Raw genomic sequence first — 15,985 nt, 5'->3', positions numbered from 1 at the left:
ACGAACACGGGCGCGGTACCGACAGGGGCGTGCACGATGCCGCCGGGTTCACGCCCCGCGCGCGAATCCGGTTGGCCCCACGAGATCCAGTGGCCGCGGCAGGGGATTGCCGTACCGGTGATTCGTGGCGGAGATCGCCTGCTCATGCAGGAACGGGAGCAGCTCGATACGGCCGCTTGCCGTCACCGGGTCGCGCCACAGCGATACCTCGACCCGTTGGGCGACCGCCTTCAGTAGCGCGTCGTCGGCCTCGCCGATCAGCCGGATCCGCGTTGGCGTTTGCGCATCCACGCGTGCCGCAAAGGTTGCTGCGTCCTCGAGGCGCACATCGTTCGGCTCCACGCCGGCGTGGATCGCTGCCTCACGCTGATCTGCCGTCGCAACGGACACCTCCACAGGCGCCGACACGGTCTGTGCAGCATGCAGCACCCTCGCCAGCTCCACCGGGTTCGCCCCGTCAACCGCGCGCACCGTGACCGGCACCGGCAGATGTCGCAGAACGTTGATCTCACCATGCAGATCCTGCACGTCACGAGCAGTGAGCTCACTGGCCCAGACCTCGCGATCGCTGTGCCGGGCCGCTGCCGCCCAGGCTTCCTCGTCACTGCGCTCCGTGACGTCGTGCGCGTCCATGAGATGGATCAGATAGGAGGGGCCGCCCGCCTTGGACGTCTGCCCGACGGCGGAACGCTTCCAGCCGCCGAAGGGCTGCCGCTGCACGATCGCCCCGGTGATCCCGCGATTGATGTAGAGGTTCCCGGCCTGCACACGCTGGATCCACCAGGCGATCTCTTCCTCATCCAGCGAGTGGAGACCGGCAGTGAGCCCATACGCGGTGCCGTTCTGCAGGCGCAGCGCCTCCTCGAGAGTGTCGGCGTGCATCATGCCGAGCACCGGTCCGAAATACTCCGTGAGGTGGTAAGCGGATCCCTCTCGCACGCCGGTGCGCACACCGGGCGTGATCAGGCATGCGTCGTCGTTCAGGATCCGCGGCTGCGAGAGCCACTGCTCGCCGGGGCCCAGCTCAGTCAGGCCCTCGGTGAGCTTCGTTCCGGGAGCTTCGATCACGGGGCCGACGTCGGCGGAGGCGTCGCTCGGTAGACCGACATGCAGACTGAGCACGGCGTCAGCGAGCTGCGCCTGGAAGCGCCGCGACCGCGTCACAGACCCGACGGTGATGACGAGCGATGCGGCGGAGCATTTCTGGCCGGCATGCCCGAACGCGCTCTGAGCCACATCCCGTGCGGCCAGGTCCAGGTCGGCATGCGGGGTGACGATGATGGCGTTCTTCCCGCTGGTCTCCGCTTTGATTGGCAGAGCGGGATTCCAGGAGGCGAACAGCTCGGAGGTCTCATAGGCGCCGGTGAGGATGAGCTGGGAGATCCGTGGGTCCGATACGAGGGAGCGTCCCACCTCTGTCTCCGGCACGTCGAGGATCTGCAGCACGTCCTCGGGGATCCCTGCTGCATGCAGGATCGCGCCGATGAGGGCGCCACACCTCCGCGCTTGCGGAGCAGGCTTCATGATCACCGCTGACCCCGTGGCGAGCGCCGCGGTGACGCCACCTGTCGGGATCGCGACGGGGAAGTTCCACGGCGGCGTCACGAGCGTCAACGGTCGCGGGCTGAAGGTGACGTCCTCGCGGGCGTTGAGCTGCTCGATCTGGTCGGCGTAGTACAGGGCGAAATCGATCGCCTCGCTGACTTCCGGATCGCCCTGCGCGAGCGTCTTCCCGGTCTCCGCACCCATCACCTCGAGCAGTTCACCGCGGCGAGCCGCTAGATGCCGGGCCGCCTGCCGCAGCAGCTGCGCTCGCTCGGCTGGAGTGCGCCCCGCCCATGCCGTCTGCGCCTGCAGAGCCCGCTGAATCGCCGCGTCGACCTGCTCGGTGGTTTCGAGGCGGGCCGCCTCTGCTTCAGCGATACCGACCCTACTGCCGCGAATGCGATGGGTGATCTCGTCGCCCCACGCCTGGTTCGCAAGGGTGGACATGTCGGTATCCGGAGTGTTGCGGAACGCCCCAGGCGTTGCAGGCAGCACCGAGGAACCGAGCTCCGGCAGGCCCCCACGTGCATCCTGCGTGCGATCCTGATCGCGATGCGTCAGCTCTGACTCTTCCGCGAGCGCTCGATGCAGGGCCCGTTCGAAGCGCGCCCCTTCACGCTCGAACAGCTCCGGACGTGTGTCAAGCTCGAACACGGCAGACATGAAGTTCTCGCTGGACGCATTCTCCTCGAGGCGCCGCACCAGGTAGGACACCGCGACGTCGAAGTGCGCAGGGTCCACCACCGGCACATACAGCCGCATGGAGCCGACGGATTCGCGTACCACGGCCTGCTGGCCGGGTGCCATCCCGGCGAGCATCTCGAACTCGACACCGTTATCTGGCCCTGGATCGATACCGCGCTCGGTCATGACCAGATGCGCGAAGGCGACGTCGAAGAGGTTGTGCCCGGCGACGCCAATGTTGACCGCCCGCAGATGCTCCGGCTGCAGCGCATCCAGCAGGATCCGCTTGTACTGGGCGTCGGTCTCCTCCTTGGATTCCAGCGGTGCCTGTCGCCACCCGTGCAGGGAAGCATCGACTCGCTCCATCGCCAGGTTCGCGCCCTTGACCAGACGCACCTTGATGGGGGCGCCGCCAGCGGCCGTGCGCTGCTCGGCGAAGGCACGTAGACGGAGCATGGCCCGCTGGGCATCGGGCAGGTACGCCTGCAGCACGATCCCTGCGCGCAGACCCATGAGTTCAGGCCGGTCCAGCAGTGACTCGAACACCGCAAGGGTGAGTTCGAGGTCGTGGTACTCCTCCATGTCCATGTTGATGAACGTGGGGTGCTCCTGCCGGGCCGCCTCCAGATACACGGGCAGCAGCGTTTCGACCACCCGCTCGACCGTGCGCTCTGCATCCCAGAGCGGCAGGTGATCGATGATCGACGAGACCTTGATCGAGACGTAGTCGACGTCCTCGCGACGGATCAGCTCCCGAACGCCCTCCAGGCGCCGTGCAGCCTCCTGCGCACCGAGCACCGCCTCGCCCAGCAGGTTGATGTTCAGTGCGGTGCCGTCAGCGGTGAGCCGACGGATGGACCGTGCAAGATGCGGGTCCCGCGCATCGAGGATCAGGTGCGAGACCAGGCGGCGCATCGTGGCGCGGGCAGCGGGAACCACCACCTGTGGGGCGAGCCGAGACGCGGCGCCACCCATGGAGACGACGCGACGCAGCGCAGGCGGCAGGAATTGCGGTGGATCCTGCGCGAGGCGCCGCAGCTCCACGGCAGCTGCCCGCGGATCTTCCGGCCGAATCACCCTATCCACGAAGGCGAGCGTGAACTCCAAGCCCTTCGGATCCCGCAGGAGGTCAGCGAGCATCCGGGCTGCTGACGGGATAGGACGTGTGGCGGAAGCGCGCACCCAGTCCTGCACAAGATCGGCCACCTGGGCGGCCGTCACGGAGGTGCTGGGGCGTGCGGCGCGTGAAACTTCAGGAGTCATCATCGAGTCCTCGAATGGTTGGGGAGGCGCTGGCATTCCCGGGCCTGAGCGCATCGTATCCCCGCACAGCCTCGTGGACCGGTCGGTCGACGCGATCGGAGAAGGCCGACAGTATGGAAGAGTGACGTCGAGGACCGTCCTCGAGGAGATGGAGAAGACGATGAAGAAGTTCGTGTTCCTGCTGGGGCTGGGTATCGGGTTCGTGGCCGGCTCGGCGATGGGCCGTGGCCCCTACGAGTCCCTGGAGCGCAATGCTCGCTCGGTTGCACAGGATCCGGTGGTGCGTGAGCGCGCAGCTCAGGCCCGTGATACTGCTGTGAAGGCTGCCGGTGATGCGGCGAGCACCGTGAAGGAGAAGGCTCCCGAGGTCGCCTCCTCGGTGAGTGGCTCGGTGAGCGATGCCGCCGCGAAGATCACCGACCGCGGCCAGTCTGATGCCGCGCAGTCCGACCTCGCCGGCGGCGACGCCGAGGTGGGCGAGGACAAGCCGCTCAGCTCCTGACCAGGCGCAGGCCACCTCGCCTGCACCGTACTGCGCACCGGAAGGCCGGGGCAGCACTGCTCATCCGAGCAGACGCGCCCCGGCCTTTCGCTGCTCGTCCATGAAGCATGCACCGCACAGCGATTCGTAGGTGATCTCGCCGCCGTCGATCGCCACCTGCTCACCCTCGAACACGTGGCGACCATCGGCCAGACGGCAGTTGAACTCGGCTTGTGAACCGCAGCGGCACATGGTTGGCAGCTTCTCGAAGTTGTCGGCCAGCTCGAAGAGGCGCCTGCTGCCCGGAAAGACATGCGTCGTGAAATCTGTGCGCAGCCCGTAACAGATCACGGAGATCCCATCCTGCTTCGCGACCAGGAACAGCTGGTCGATCTGCGCGGGCTCGAGGAACTGCGATTCGTCCACGAGCACGCAATGCAGCGGCCGCAGGCCTTGGGCGTCAGCCGCCTCATGGATCCGTGCGCGAAGATCCTCGCCGTGGGCGACGAGCACGTCGACCTTCCGCTTCGCCCCTCCGCGCGCCACCACCCAGTCCTCGCCTTTGGTGTCCAGCGCCGGTTTGACGGTGATCGTGGCGAGGCCGCGTTCGGCGTAGTTGTAGGCGGTCTTGATCAGGGTGTCGGACTTGCCGGAGTTCATCGCTCCGTACTTGAAGTGCAGCTTGGCCATGAGGTGAGGACTCCGGAGTCGGGGATCAGCACGAAGGCAGTGTAGGCACCTGATCACTGCACCTTTCTGCCCCGCTACGGCATACTGAACGAGCCCGTGGTGGCCGTAGCTTGGCCAGAGGGAAGGAGACGGGGTGAACGAAGACAGTCGCAGGCGCCCACTCACGCGCCCGAACTGCGCGCTGCGGCGGGGCCGCACGAGCCTTGCGCGCCGGCTGCGCGATGGCGATCCGCGTTCGGATCAGCACCCCCAGCGCCGTATTCCCGTCGGGTTGTCCACGTCTTCGGTGTTCCCCGCCGGTGTCGAGGAGTGTTTCCGTATCGCCCAGCAGACCGGCTACGACGGCGTTGAGGTCATGGTCTCTGTGACGAAGGACAGTCGGGACGTCGCGGCCCTGCGTCGCTTCAGCGAGGAGTACGAGCAGCCGATCCTGTCTCTGCACGCGCCGACTCTGTTCTTCCTGCAGCACCTCTGGGGCCTGGATCCGTGGGCGAAGATCGAGCGCACAGTCCAGATGGCGCAACAGCTCGAGGTGCCGACGGTCGTGGCTCATCCGCCGTTTCGGTGGCAGGGCCGGTACGCGCGCGAGTTCGTTGAGGGCATCGCTCGGATCGAGGCCGCGACCGGCATCGCGATCGCCGTGGAGAACATGTACCCGTGGCGCCTGGGCGTGCGCGAAGGCCTGGTTTATCTCCCGGACCATGACCCAACCGATGAGGACTACGCCCACGTGACTGTGGACCTCTCCCATGCAGCCACCGCCGGTGATGATCCGCTCGAGATGATCGACCGACTGGGAGATCGACTTACTCACCTGCATCTGGCCGACGGCTCCGGTCGCACCACCAAGGACGAGCACCTGCCGCCCGGAGAGGGCTCTCAGCCGTGCGCCGAAGTGCTTCGCCGACTGGCCAACCGCGGCTGGTCCGGATCCGTGCTGGTGGAGGTCAACACCCGAACGCGACCCGCGGGGCTTACTCGCGAAGATGTGCTCGAGCAGTGTCTGCTGTTTGCTCGCCACCATCTGGGCCACCACCTCGAGCAGACTCCCGCCGCTGACGAGCGGTGAAGGTCGCAGCGATCACAGCGGGGTGGCATCGGCCACTTCCCACTGCACCCAGATGACGCAGTGCGACAATGACCCTCTGTGGCCGCGAGCAGTCGGCCGACCAGGATGAGAGCGTACGAACGAGGTAGAGCGAGCACATGGGGAACACATCGATCGTCCACCGCAACACCGCGTTGCTGGCCGTGGAGGCCACGCCCGCGCAGGTGGCGGTGACCTCAGATGAGATCGACGACATGCTCGCCCCCGCACGCAAACGACTGCGACTACCCAGGGGGGTCCTGCAGCGTGTGGCTGGCGTGTATGAGCGCCGGTGGTGGCGTGACCCGGAGACTGGCTGGCGCCAGGGCATCGTGCTGGCGGCCGAACGGGCTATGAACCGCGCTGGCATCATGCGCGACCAGGTCGACCTCATCATCAACGCGTCGGTGTGCCGCCCGCACCTCGAGCCGGCGGTCGCGACCTCGGTGCACAACGCGCTCGGGTTGCCGACCGGTGCCATGAACTTCGACATCACCAACGCGTGTCTGGGGTTCATCGACGCGATGACCGTTGCCGCAGGCCTCATCGATGCCGGGCACGTCCGCTACGCGCTCGTGGTCGGGGCAGAGGACGTTGAACAGGTCCAGCGCACCACGATCGAACGCCTCAATGGCAAGAACGCCACCCGCGCCGACTTCAACAACCGATTCGCCTCCCTCACCCTGGGATCAGGTGCTGCTGCCGCGGTGCTCGGCCCCGCCGATCAGCACCCCGAGGGACACCGCATCGTCGTCACCGAAGCGCGCGCCGGCACCGAGCACCACGAGCTGTGCATCGGCAATATGGACGACATGCGCACCGACTCGCAGGGCCTGCTGGAGAACGGCATCGCCCTGATCATGGACACCTGGCGTGACGCCCACGCCAATGGTCGCGACTTCAAGAGCATCGAGCACGTGATCCCCCACCAGGTCTCCACGGTGTACACCCGCAACTTCTCCAAACTCACCGGGGTACCCATGGAGCGCATCCCTGTGACCCTCGCCGACTGGGGCAATGTGGCCGCGGAAGCCGCACCGATGACCCTCGCCCACCATCAGGACAACGTCCGCCGCGGAGAGCGCGTGCTGCTGCTCGGCGTCGGATCCGGACTCAACACCGCATTCATGGAGGTGCAGTGGTGACCAGCCCCGCCCGACGCCGACAGTCCACCCCCGACATCGCCGACGCCGCCGCGGAGGAGCTGCCACAGCTTCCCGGCGTGGACCCACGCCATCAGCGCTTCGTCCACGTGCGCGACCACGCCGGCCGCATGTGCCGCTGGCACGTGATCGACGCCACGCCTGACCTGCCCGCCGGCGAGCGGCCGCGCGGCACCATCCTCGCCGTCCACGGCAACCCCACCTTCTCGTTCCTGTACCGCTCTCTGATCCGCGCCGACATCCCGTGGCGGATCATCGCGGTCGACCAGCTTGAGATGGGGTGGTCCGAACGCACCGGTGCGAAACGCACTCTGCAGGACCGCATCACCGACCTGTCCCTGCTCACGGACGCTCTGTCCATCCGCGGTCCCGTCGTCACCGTCGGCCACGACTGGGGCGGGATCGTCTCCGTCGGCTGGGCGCTGGATAACCGGCACGACCTGGCCGGGATGATTCTCACCAATACCGGTATCCACCAGGAGATCGGCGAACAGCTGCCGAAGGCGCTCCAGTTGGCCACCACGCCCGCGGTGCTGCCCGCCACCACCTCGCTCACCGATGCCTTCCTGCGCACCACACTGTCGCTCTCCTCACCGCCGCTCGCACCGGAGGTGGAGCGCGCCTACCTCGCGCCCTACCGCACCCGTCAGCGCCGACGCGGCATCGAGCAGTTCGTCGCCGACATCCCGGCGCTCGCCGGCCATCCCTCGCGCCCCACTCTCGAGCGTCTGGCTGACGGGATCCGCGACCTTGATGTCCCCACGCTCTTCGCCTGGGGCCCGCGTGACGTCGTCTTCTCCGACCGCTATCTGCGTGACCTGCTCGACCGGGTTCCGCATGCCGCTGTTCACCGTTTCGAGACAGCCTCCCACCTGGTGTGGGAGGACGCGGACGTGGCTGGACTCGTCGCCCGCTGGCTGCCGACCGTGCTCGGCGAGCCCGACCCCACCGCCCCGGCCGTCTCCAGCCACGCCCAGCAGGGCCCCGTCGGGCGGCCCGGCGAGCGCATCGCCCAGCTCGCCTCTGATCCTGCGCACCGTCACGGCCCGGCGGTGGTCGAGCTTGCCGGACCCGACGGCACAGCCCGCACCATCACCTGGGAACTACTGAACACTCGCATCGAGGACATCGCCGCCGGCATGCTCGCCCACGGCGTGCGTCCCGGCGACCGCGTGAGCCTGCTCGTCCCACCCGGCGCGGACCTCGCGGCCGTGCTGTTCGCCTGCCTGCGCATTGGAGCGGTCGCCGTGATCGCGGATGCGGGGCTCGGGATCGCTGGCCTGACCCGTGCCGTCGTCGGCTCCCACGCCGACTGGATCATCGGCATCCCCACCGCCCTCGCAGGCGCCCGCACACTGAGCTGGCCCGGCCGCCGCATCTCGGTGTCGACTCTGCCGACCGTGGACCGCACGGTGCTCGGCGTGGACACCTCTATCACCGAGCTCGCCCGCTCCGGCCGCCAGATGCGGGAGCTCGGCGCGCCGCTGGACGTGGCCTGGCCTGATGCCGACGACGACGCCGCGATCCTGTTCACCTCGGGTTCGACAGGCCCGGCGAAGGGCGCGGTGTACACCCATCAGCAGATGCACGCCATGTTCACGGCAGTGGGGGAGACGCTCCAGCTGGACCCCGAACGCGGCCTGGTGGCCGGATTTGCGCCGTTCGCTCTGCTGGGTCCAGCACTCGGCGCTCCGAGTGTCGTGCCCGATATGGACATTCGCCGGCCCGGCGAGCTGACCGCGACGGCGCTCGCCGAAGCGATCGATGCGCTGGGCGCGCCCGCCGTGTTCACCGCCCCGGCTGCACTGCGGAACATTCTCGCAACCGCCGACCAGCTCGACGACGCTGGCCGCGCTGCCATGGCGCGGGTGCCGTCGTACTTCTCCGCCGGCGCCCCGATTCCGGCGCATCTGCTGCGTGAGCTGCGTGATCTCATGCCGAATGCCGTGGCGCTCACCCCGTACGGCATGACCGAGTGCCTGGCCGCGACCGCGATCGACCTCGAGGGCATTGAGGCAGCGGGGGAGGGCTCTGGCGTCTGCGTTGGTGCCCCCGTGCCGCGCGTTGAGGTTGCGATCGCTCCGATGGATCCGGAGGGCCGTACACGCCGCGAACCCACCACGGATCCGGGGATCACCGGTGAGGTGCTGCTGCGCGCCCCGCACATTCGTGACCGCTACCTGAACCTGTGGGGAACCACCGCGGAGTCGATGCGCTTCACTGGCTGGCACGCCACGGGCGATGTGGGGCATCTGGATGAGGATGGCCGCCTGTGGATCGAGGGCCGTGCCGCGCATGTCCTCGCCACCGCGCAGGGCCTGTTCACCCCGGTGCAGGTCGAGGATGCCGCAGAGTCGGTGCCGACGGTTCGTCGAGCAGGCGCTGCGGTTGTCGGCCCGCGCGGCACCCAGCAGGTTGTGGTGCACCTGGAGACGGAAGACGGTTACCGGCCAGGGAAAACGGGTACCCCGCGCCCGGCGCCCGTCTCGTTGCAGGAGGCTGTGCGCCGTGCCGTCGCGGAGCGGTGCGGCGTTGAGGTCGTGGCCGTGTTCACCACACGCGCGCTGCCCACGGATATCCGCCACAACTCGAAGATCGACCGTGCGGCGCTATCGCGCTGGTCAGAGCAGACGCTCGCCGGCCAGAAGGCGGACGCACTGTGAGCTCCACGATCCTGGTCACCGGCGCGTCCGGCATGCTCGGTGGGGCAGTGGCGCGCATCCTGCGCGATCGCGGGCACCACGTGCGAGCCTTCCAGCGTCGCCCCGCCGGTATTGACGGTGTGGAGGACGTGAACGGATCGCTCACCGACGCCGAGGACGTGCGCCGCGCCGTCGACGGTACCGATGCCGTGATCCACCTGGCGGCGAAGGTCTCCATCTCCGGGCCGGAGGAGGAGTACCGCGCCGTCAATATCGGTGGCACGCAGAACGTGCTCGACGCGATGCGCAGCCATGGCGGCGGCCGCCTGGTGAATGTGTCCTCTCCATCGGTGGCGCACCTCGGCTCGGCGATCGTGGGATTGGATGCCACGCCCGCTGATCCCGAGCATGCTCGCGGCCCCTACGCGCGCACGAAGGCTGCAGCCGAGCTGCTCGCCATGGCAGCCGACGGCTCAGACGGTCTGCTCGTGACGTCGGTGCGCCCGCACATCGTGTGGGGCCCCGGCGATACACAGCTCGTGGGCCGGATCGTGGATCGTGCGCGCTCAGGTCGTCTCCCGCTGCTGGACAACGGTATGGCGCTGATCGACACCACGTATGTGGACAATGCTGCCGACGCGATCGTCGCCGCGCTGGACCGCATCGATGATGTTCACGGCGAGAGCTTCGTCGTGACCAATGGTGAGCCGCGTACCGTGCGTGAGGTGTTCGCTGGCTGGTGTGATGCCGCGGGGGTGCCGCATCCGCGGTTGCGCATCCCGGGCTCGGTGGCGCGTGCTGCGGGGCGTCTGGTCGAGCGGATCTGGGAGATCCGCCCGGGCTATGACGAGCCGCCGATGACAGAGTTCCTCGCCGAGCAGATGTCCACCGCGCACTGGTTCGACCAGCGCCGCACCCGGGAACGATTGCAGTGGACGCCGCGTGTGAGCCTCGATGAGGGCTTCGCCCACGTGGCCGACTGGTACCGGGAGCACCCACTGGGATCGTGACGCGGCGCGTGGAGCGTCCTCCCCGCACGCTGCTGTCACCACGGTACGGGCTGCGTGGCTGAGCCGGCGCTCAGCTGTCCTCCCCACACGCTGCTGTCAACACGGCCGCGTGCGCGGCAGCGGGAATCCCTACCGTCACGGGCATGGGAGCACACCGCAGCACCAACCCACTGGACGAGGACCCAAGCGACGCCACGACGCCCCGCGCGCACGCTGGACGACACCGCCGTGACACGACCCACGATGAGAACGACCCCCTCGTCATCACGCGCCACCACCGTCCGACACGAGATACCCGCCGACGGCTGCCTGCCCCGAGCCTGTCCGCCCTGGTGACCCTCGCGGTGCTGATTCTGATCGGCGCCGCGGCCGTGCATGTGAGCTCCCGCGGCTCCGCCATCCCGCCGCAGACCGACGCAGCCACCGCCGCAGAGTCACCGCCGATCAGCACCGACGAGGCGGAGCACGCCTCAGCGTCTGACTCCGATCGGGAAGGCACAGCAGCCGGCGAGACTGCCCCGAGCGGCACCACCCGCAGCGACGCTGCGGACCCCGACGCTGACTCCGCCACAGATGATCCGAATGCCGCGTTGCACAGCAGCGAGATCGTTGTGCATGTCTCCGGTGCCGTCACCTCCCCAGGCCTCGTCCGCTGCCCAGCAGGTGCCCGCGTTGACGATGCTGTGCGCGCCGCAGGCGGTGCCCTGCCCGAAGCCGACGTCACCGCACTGAACCTGGCGCGCCCGCTTAGCGACGGCGAGCAGATCCACGTGCCCGTCCCCGGCGAGGACCCGCTTCCCGTACAGCCCACGGCTGCGAGTGCAGGCGCCGCCGCTGGGAGCGACGCAGCGGGAGGCGCTGCAGCTGACGGCGCCGCCGGCCCGGTGGACATCAACACAGCCAGCAGCGAGCAGCTGCAGCAGGTGCCGGGCATCGGCCCGTCGATCGCTGGGCGCATCATCGAGCACCGAGAGACCAACGGCCCATTCAGCAGCGTGGATCAGCTTGAGGAGGTCTCCGGCATCGGTCCGGCCACACTCGAGAAGCTGCGCGAGCATGTGAGGGTCTGATGCGTCGCACCGACCTGCGGTTGTTCCCTACAGCGACGGTGACCTGGGCGCTAGCTGCCCTCGGCGTGCACAGCGGTGCGACGTTGGCCCTCACAGCTGGCGCAGTCCTGCTCATTGCCACGGGGCTCGCAGCACTGCTGCTTGGCCGGTCACACCCCGAGCTGCGTAGCGCTGTGCTGCGGCACATCATGCTGCTGGGCATTCTCGGCGCCGTCCTCACTCCTGCTCTGCTGCATCATGCCCAGACTGCACGCATCCTGCGGCACGCAGCAGATTCGCCCGCGGTGCTCGAGCTCACCGTCCGCGCCGTCTCCGAGCCGGAGACCTCACACAGCGGGCCCGAGTGGGCAGCGTCCAGCACGCGGCTGCGAGCCCGCACCATGCCAGGGACGGCACGTATCGGGACCACGACACAGCCTCTCCCATCGTCCCTGCCGGTCCTCGTCACCCTGCCGCAGTCGGACGAGCAGACACGGCCGATCCGTGACGGTGATCGCCTGAGGGTGCGCGGCACTCTGCGTGAGAGCAGCGGTCTGCTGATCCTGCGTGGCACGTCGATCGACCATGAGCAGCCCTCGGGCCTGCGGGCCATGACCGCCCCGGCCTCACAGCTGCGCGCGGCACTGCGCGCATCCGCCCGTGCCTCCACCGCGCACCTTCCTGCCGATGAGGGCGCCCTGGTACGCGGCATGGCCACCGGAGACACGCACGGACTCTCCCAGGGGGCCGAGGACGCGATGCGCCGCGCCGGCATCTCCCATCTGGTCGCGGTCTCGGGTGCGAATATCGCCCTCGTGATCGCGGCCGTGCTCGCGCCGCTGCTGATCCTCGACGTGCCCCGCCGTCTGCGCCTGACGGCAGCCGCGCTCGCCATGGTGCTGTACGTGTGGGTGGTGGGGGAGGAGCCCAGCGTGCAACGCGCCGCCACGATGGCCACGCCGATGCTGATTGCGCGTTTCGCCGGTGTGCCATCCTCCGCGCCGGCGGCGCTCGCCGCCACGGTGACGATCTGGTCGCTTGCTGACCCCGTGACATCAGCATCGGTTGGTTTCGCCCTGTCGGCCCTTGCAACGGGGGCGATCCTGCTGGGTGCACGGCCCGCCGCTGGCATGCTGCACGAGCTCACGGGAGAGCGGATCTCCCGCACTGCTGCCCTCGTGATCACGGTGCCGTTGCTCGCCCAGCTCGCGTGCACTCCGATCCTCGTGCTGCTCACGCCGGAGATCTCCGTGTGGGCAGTGCCCGTGAACATGCTGGTCGCACCAATCGTTGGCCCGGTCACCGTGCTGGGGCTGATCGCCCTTCCCGTTGGGCTGGTTCACCCCGCGGCAGGCTCCGTGCTGTGCAGCATCGCCGCCGGCGGCAGCCATCTCGTGCTGCACGTCGCGCATCTAGCGGACTCGCTGCCCGGCTCCCGGATATCCGTGCCTGAAGGCATGGGAGGAGCCGCCATCGCTCTTGTGATCATTGTGCTCGGCGCCGCAGCTGTGATCGGTCGTCGGTTCCGCGTGGTTCGTTTCGCCGTCGCTGCGGTTCTCGTCGCCACGCTCAGCCCGAGCATCGTGCGACACACGCCCCTTGCTCCGCGACCAGAATGGAGCATCGCCGCCTGCGCCGTCGGCCAGGGCGATGCTGTGCTCCTGCGCGCACCCGGACCCGACCCCACCACCGTACTGATCGACACGGGACCCGATCCCGATCTCATGAAGGCATGCCTGGACCTGCTCGGTGTGCAGCGCATCGACCTGCTCGTGCTCACCCACCCACACGTCGATCACACCGGAGGACGCCTCGCGCTCACAGGCCAGCGAACGCCCCGTGCCCAATGGATCTGCCCGCACGCCGACTCAGCCGCTCAGAGCGTTCCAAACGTACCCACCACCACGGCGCTCGCCGGGGAGCAGCTCGCCACTGCTCATCTCACCATCGACGTCTTATGGCCGCCGTCTGCCGAGGCCGTCGAATCCGCCGCTCGACGCGAGCAGGGCTCCTCCGAGGGCTCTGAGGCCAATAACTGTTCGATCGTACTCGCGGCCCGCTGGCGCAACGGCCTGAGCCTCATTGCCCTGGGTGACCTCGAACCTGCGGCACAGCGCGATCTCGCAGCCCTGAACCCACCGGGCGCCGACGTGGTGAAGGTCGCCCACCACGGATCGCGCCGCCAACATCGCGCCCTGTATGACCTCATCGGAGCCCGCACCGCGCTGGTCACCGTTGGCAGCGAGAACAGCTTCGGTCACCCCACCCAGCACACCCTCGATATGCTCGAGGCACAGGGGAGCCACCTGGTGCGCACTGACCAGCACGGCACCGTCGTCCTTCCCGCCGCCGACTCCGCGAGACCGCGCAGTGTCGGCCCACCCCGCTGACGAGTCCGCACCGGGCCGAAAGGAGAGCCATGGCCGCTACCATCAGCTCCCCGCGACTGCGATGAGCGAGGTCGAATGGCACAGCGTTGCGCTGTCGCCCATCACCCTGATCAAGGGCACCGAAAGCCTCATCGCCGCACGCGCCCTTGAACGTCTGCGTACCCTCGCCCGTGAACAGAACCCCGAGGTCGCGATCCACGAACTGCCCGGAGAAAGCGGTGAGAGCCTCGTCCAGGTCGCAAGCCCCAGCCTGTTCGGAGAGCCGCGACTGGTGATCGTCCCGGAGCTACAGAACGCCCCGGATGCGCTGATCGCCGAGATCCTCGACTACCTGCCCTCCCCGGAACCTGATGTCACGCTCGTGCTCGTCCACCGTGGCGGCAATCGAGGCAAGAAACTGCTGGATGCACTCACGAAGGCGAAGGTCCCCACGGTGCCCGCTGCGCCGCTGAAGCGCGCCGCCGACAAGCAGGCCTTCGTCACCGCCGAGTTCACGCGCGCCGGTCGGCGCATCCAGCCCGACGCCGCCGCTGCCCTGGTGGATGCCTTCGGCACGGACCTTTCCGAACTCGCCGCGATCTCCCGGCAGCTCATTGACGACACCACCGCGGATGACGGCACCGCTCCTGCACCGGTCACCACGAGCGAGGTCCACGCACTGACCGCCGGACGTGTCGAATCCACCGCTTTCGCTGTTGCGGACGCTGCGATTGCGGGCCGGGAGCAGGAAGCGTTGCAGCTGCTCGCCCAGGCGATGCTGGCTGGCGCCGACCCTGTCCCGATCGTGGCCGCCATCGCCTCCAAGATGCGTTCCCTCGCCGCGGTCACCGCCCCCGGTGCGACGGCGCGCACCCTCGGCAAGCCTGAGTGGATGATCCGCAACCTCTCTCGTGAAGCGCGCTCGTGGACCGACCGTTCCGTGGCGCGTGCCCTCGACGCTGTTGCGCAAGCTGATCACGAGGTCAAGGGCGCCGCCCGCGATCCCCGCTGGTCGGTGCAGCACATGGTGATGGAGATCTGCCGCGCCCGACGCGCCCGCTGAACGGCCCCCACGCGGCGCACTCGGGCGGATCTGGCTTCTGCGGCCCTGGATCGCTCGGTGAAGCCCCCGCGGCGCACGCAGGCGGATCCCACGGGTGAGGTCGGCTCGCGCTCCGTTCTCTGATCGCTCTTCCGGCCGCGAAGATCCCTTGACACCACCATAGACACTGCCTACTTTCGCGCCATGAGCGACATCCTGCTGTTCCACCATGTGATGGGCGTGACTGATGGCGTCCAAGCCTTCGCCGAGCAGCTACGCGCGCTCGGCCACTCGGTAGACGTGCCGTCCCTGATCGATGGGCGCACCTTCAACAGCATCGAGGAGGGCTTCGCCCACATCCAGGAGATCGGCTTCGACGCGATCGGTGAGCGCGCCGCTGCGGCAGCAGCTCGGCACGACGGTCCGCTCGTCGTCGGTGGTTTGTCGCTGGGGGTCATGTCCGCACAGACCGTCCTGCAGACCCGTCCCGAGGTGACCGCCGCGTTCCTGCTTCACGCCTTCGTGGACCCGACGCAGATCGACGGATCCTGGCCGAGCGGTACACCGGTACAGGTCCACGGCATGGAGGCGGATCCGTTCTTCATCGAAGACGGTGACCTCGCCGCGGCGATCGACGTGCAGAAGAATCTGGATCCCGCGCTGGAGGTCTACCTCTACCCGGGCCGCGGTCACCTGTTCACGGATTCCACGACCCCCGACCATGACGCCGAGGCGACCGCTCTCGTGATCGAACGGATTGACGATTTGCTCACGCGCGTGGTCGCGGACCCGACGCGCTGACCCTGACCCCGCTGAGACTCGGAGCCCCCGTGCGAGGATGCGGCGGGCAGGAGGCCCACCGCAGTGCGGCTGAGCCGGGTCGTTTCGTCGTATCTCGTCCGCTGGCCACAGTACGTGCCAGCCGAGATGGGAAGGAACGCAAGAGCCCCGTACGGATCA

11 protein-coding genes are annotated in these 15,985 nt (G+C 68.4%); 9 read left to right on the top strand and 2 right to left on the bottom strand.

Annotated elements, in window-relative coordinates:
• Nucleotides 1-48: 48 nt before the first annotated feature.
• Nucleotides 49-3,495: a bifunctional proline dehydrogenase/L-glutamate gamma-semialdehyde dehydrogenase gene (locus C8271_RS08390; protein ID WP_342751942.1), complete on the bottom strand. Its 3,447-nt coding sequence runs from the start codon at nt 3,493-3,495 to the stop codon at nt 49-51.
• Between the two features lie 118 nt (nt 3,496-3,613).
• On the opposite strand from C8271_RS08390, the gene C8271_RS08385 reads away from it, so the two are divergent.
• A complete protein-coding gene (locus tag C8271_RS08385) occupies nt 3,614-3,994 on the top strand; it encodes a hypothetical protein (protein ID WP_245921053.1) in 381 nt (126 codons plus the stop codon).
• Nucleotides 3,995-4,054: 60 nt separating this feature from the next.
• Here the strand turns inward: C8271_RS08385 and C8271_RS08380 are convergent, their stop codons facing one another.
• Nucleotides 4,055-4,663 carry a thymidine kinase gene (locus C8271_RS08380; RefSeq protein ID WP_106506921.1) on the bottom strand — a complete coding sequence of 203 codons (609 nt, stop codon included), beginning with the start codon at nt 4,661-4,663 and terminating at the stop codon, nt 4,055-4,057.
• 133 nt (nt 4,664-4,796) lie between these two features.
• On the opposite strand from C8271_RS08380, the gene C8271_RS08375 reads away from it, so the two are divergent.
• The 8 genes from C8271_RS08375 to C8271_RS08340 all read left to right on the top strand — a co-directional run bounded on the left by C8271_RS08375 (nt 4,797) and on the right by C8271_RS08340 (nt 15,826).
• A complete protein-coding gene (locus tag C8271_RS08375) occupies nt 4,797-5,732 on the top strand; it encodes a sugar phosphate isomerase/epimerase family protein (protein WP_106506920.1) in 936 nt (311 codons plus the stop codon).
• A 137-nt stretch (nt 5,733-5,869) separates the two neighbouring features.
• Entirely contained in the window at nt 5,870-6,895 is a 1,026-nt protein-coding gene (locus tag C8271_RS08370) for a 3-oxoacyl-ACP synthase III (protein ID WP_106506919.1), read from the top strand.
• Nucleotides 6,892-9,576 (top strand): alpha/beta fold hydrolase, encoded by a 2,685-nt coding sequence (locus C8271_RS08365; protein ID WP_245921052.1) that lies wholly within the window; start codon nt 6,892-6,894, stop codon nt 9,574-9,576. Before C8271_RS08370 ends, C8271_RS08365 begins: the two co-directional genes overlap by 4 nt.
• Nucleotides 9,573-10,565, top strand: coding sequence for an NAD-dependent epimerase/dehydratase family protein (locus C8271_RS08360; RefSeq protein WP_281260365.1), 993 nt, complete (start codon nt 9,573-9,575; stop codon nt 10,563-10,565). Before C8271_RS08365 ends, C8271_RS08360 begins: the two co-directional genes overlap by 4 nt.
• Before the next feature lie 143 nt (nt 10,566-10,708).
• Complete coding sequence (locus tag C8271_RS08355) at nt 10,709-11,635, top strand: helix-hairpin-helix domain-containing protein (protein ID WP_212591336.1); 927 nt, start codon at nt 10,709-10,711, stop codon at nt 11,633-11,635.
• The gene (locus C8271_RS08350) at nt 11,635-14,004 is read left to right on the top strand and encodes a ComEC/Rec2 family competence protein (RefSeq protein WP_106506917.1); all 2,370 of its coding nucleotides are present in this window, start codon (nt 11,635-11,637) and stop codon (nt 14,002-14,004) included. Before C8271_RS08355 ends, C8271_RS08350 begins: the two co-directional genes overlap by 1 nt.
• A gap of 61 nt (nt 14,005-14,065) precedes the next feature.
• A complete protein-coding gene (gene holA / locus C8271_RS08345; protein ID WP_106507971.1) occupies nt 14,066-15,046 on the top strand; it encodes a DNA polymerase III subunit delta in 981 nt (326 codons plus the stop codon).
• A gap of 183 nt (nt 15,047-15,229) precedes the next feature.
• A complete protein-coding gene (locus tag C8271_RS08340) occupies nt 15,230-15,826 on the top strand; it encodes a dienelactone hydrolase family protein (protein ID WP_106506916.1) in 597 nt (198 codons plus the stop codon).
• The last annotated feature ends 159 nt before the right edge of the window (nt 15,827-15,985 follow it).

The sequence above is a fragment of the Brachybacterium timonense genome (assembly GCF_900258505.1).
Classification (GTDB): Bacteria; Actinomycetota; Actinomycetes; order Actinomycetales; family Dermabacteraceae; genus Brachybacterium; species Brachybacterium timonense.
The sequence above is the reverse complement of the archived record's forward strand: the minus strand, read 5'-3'. Positions and strand labels throughout refer to the sequence as shown.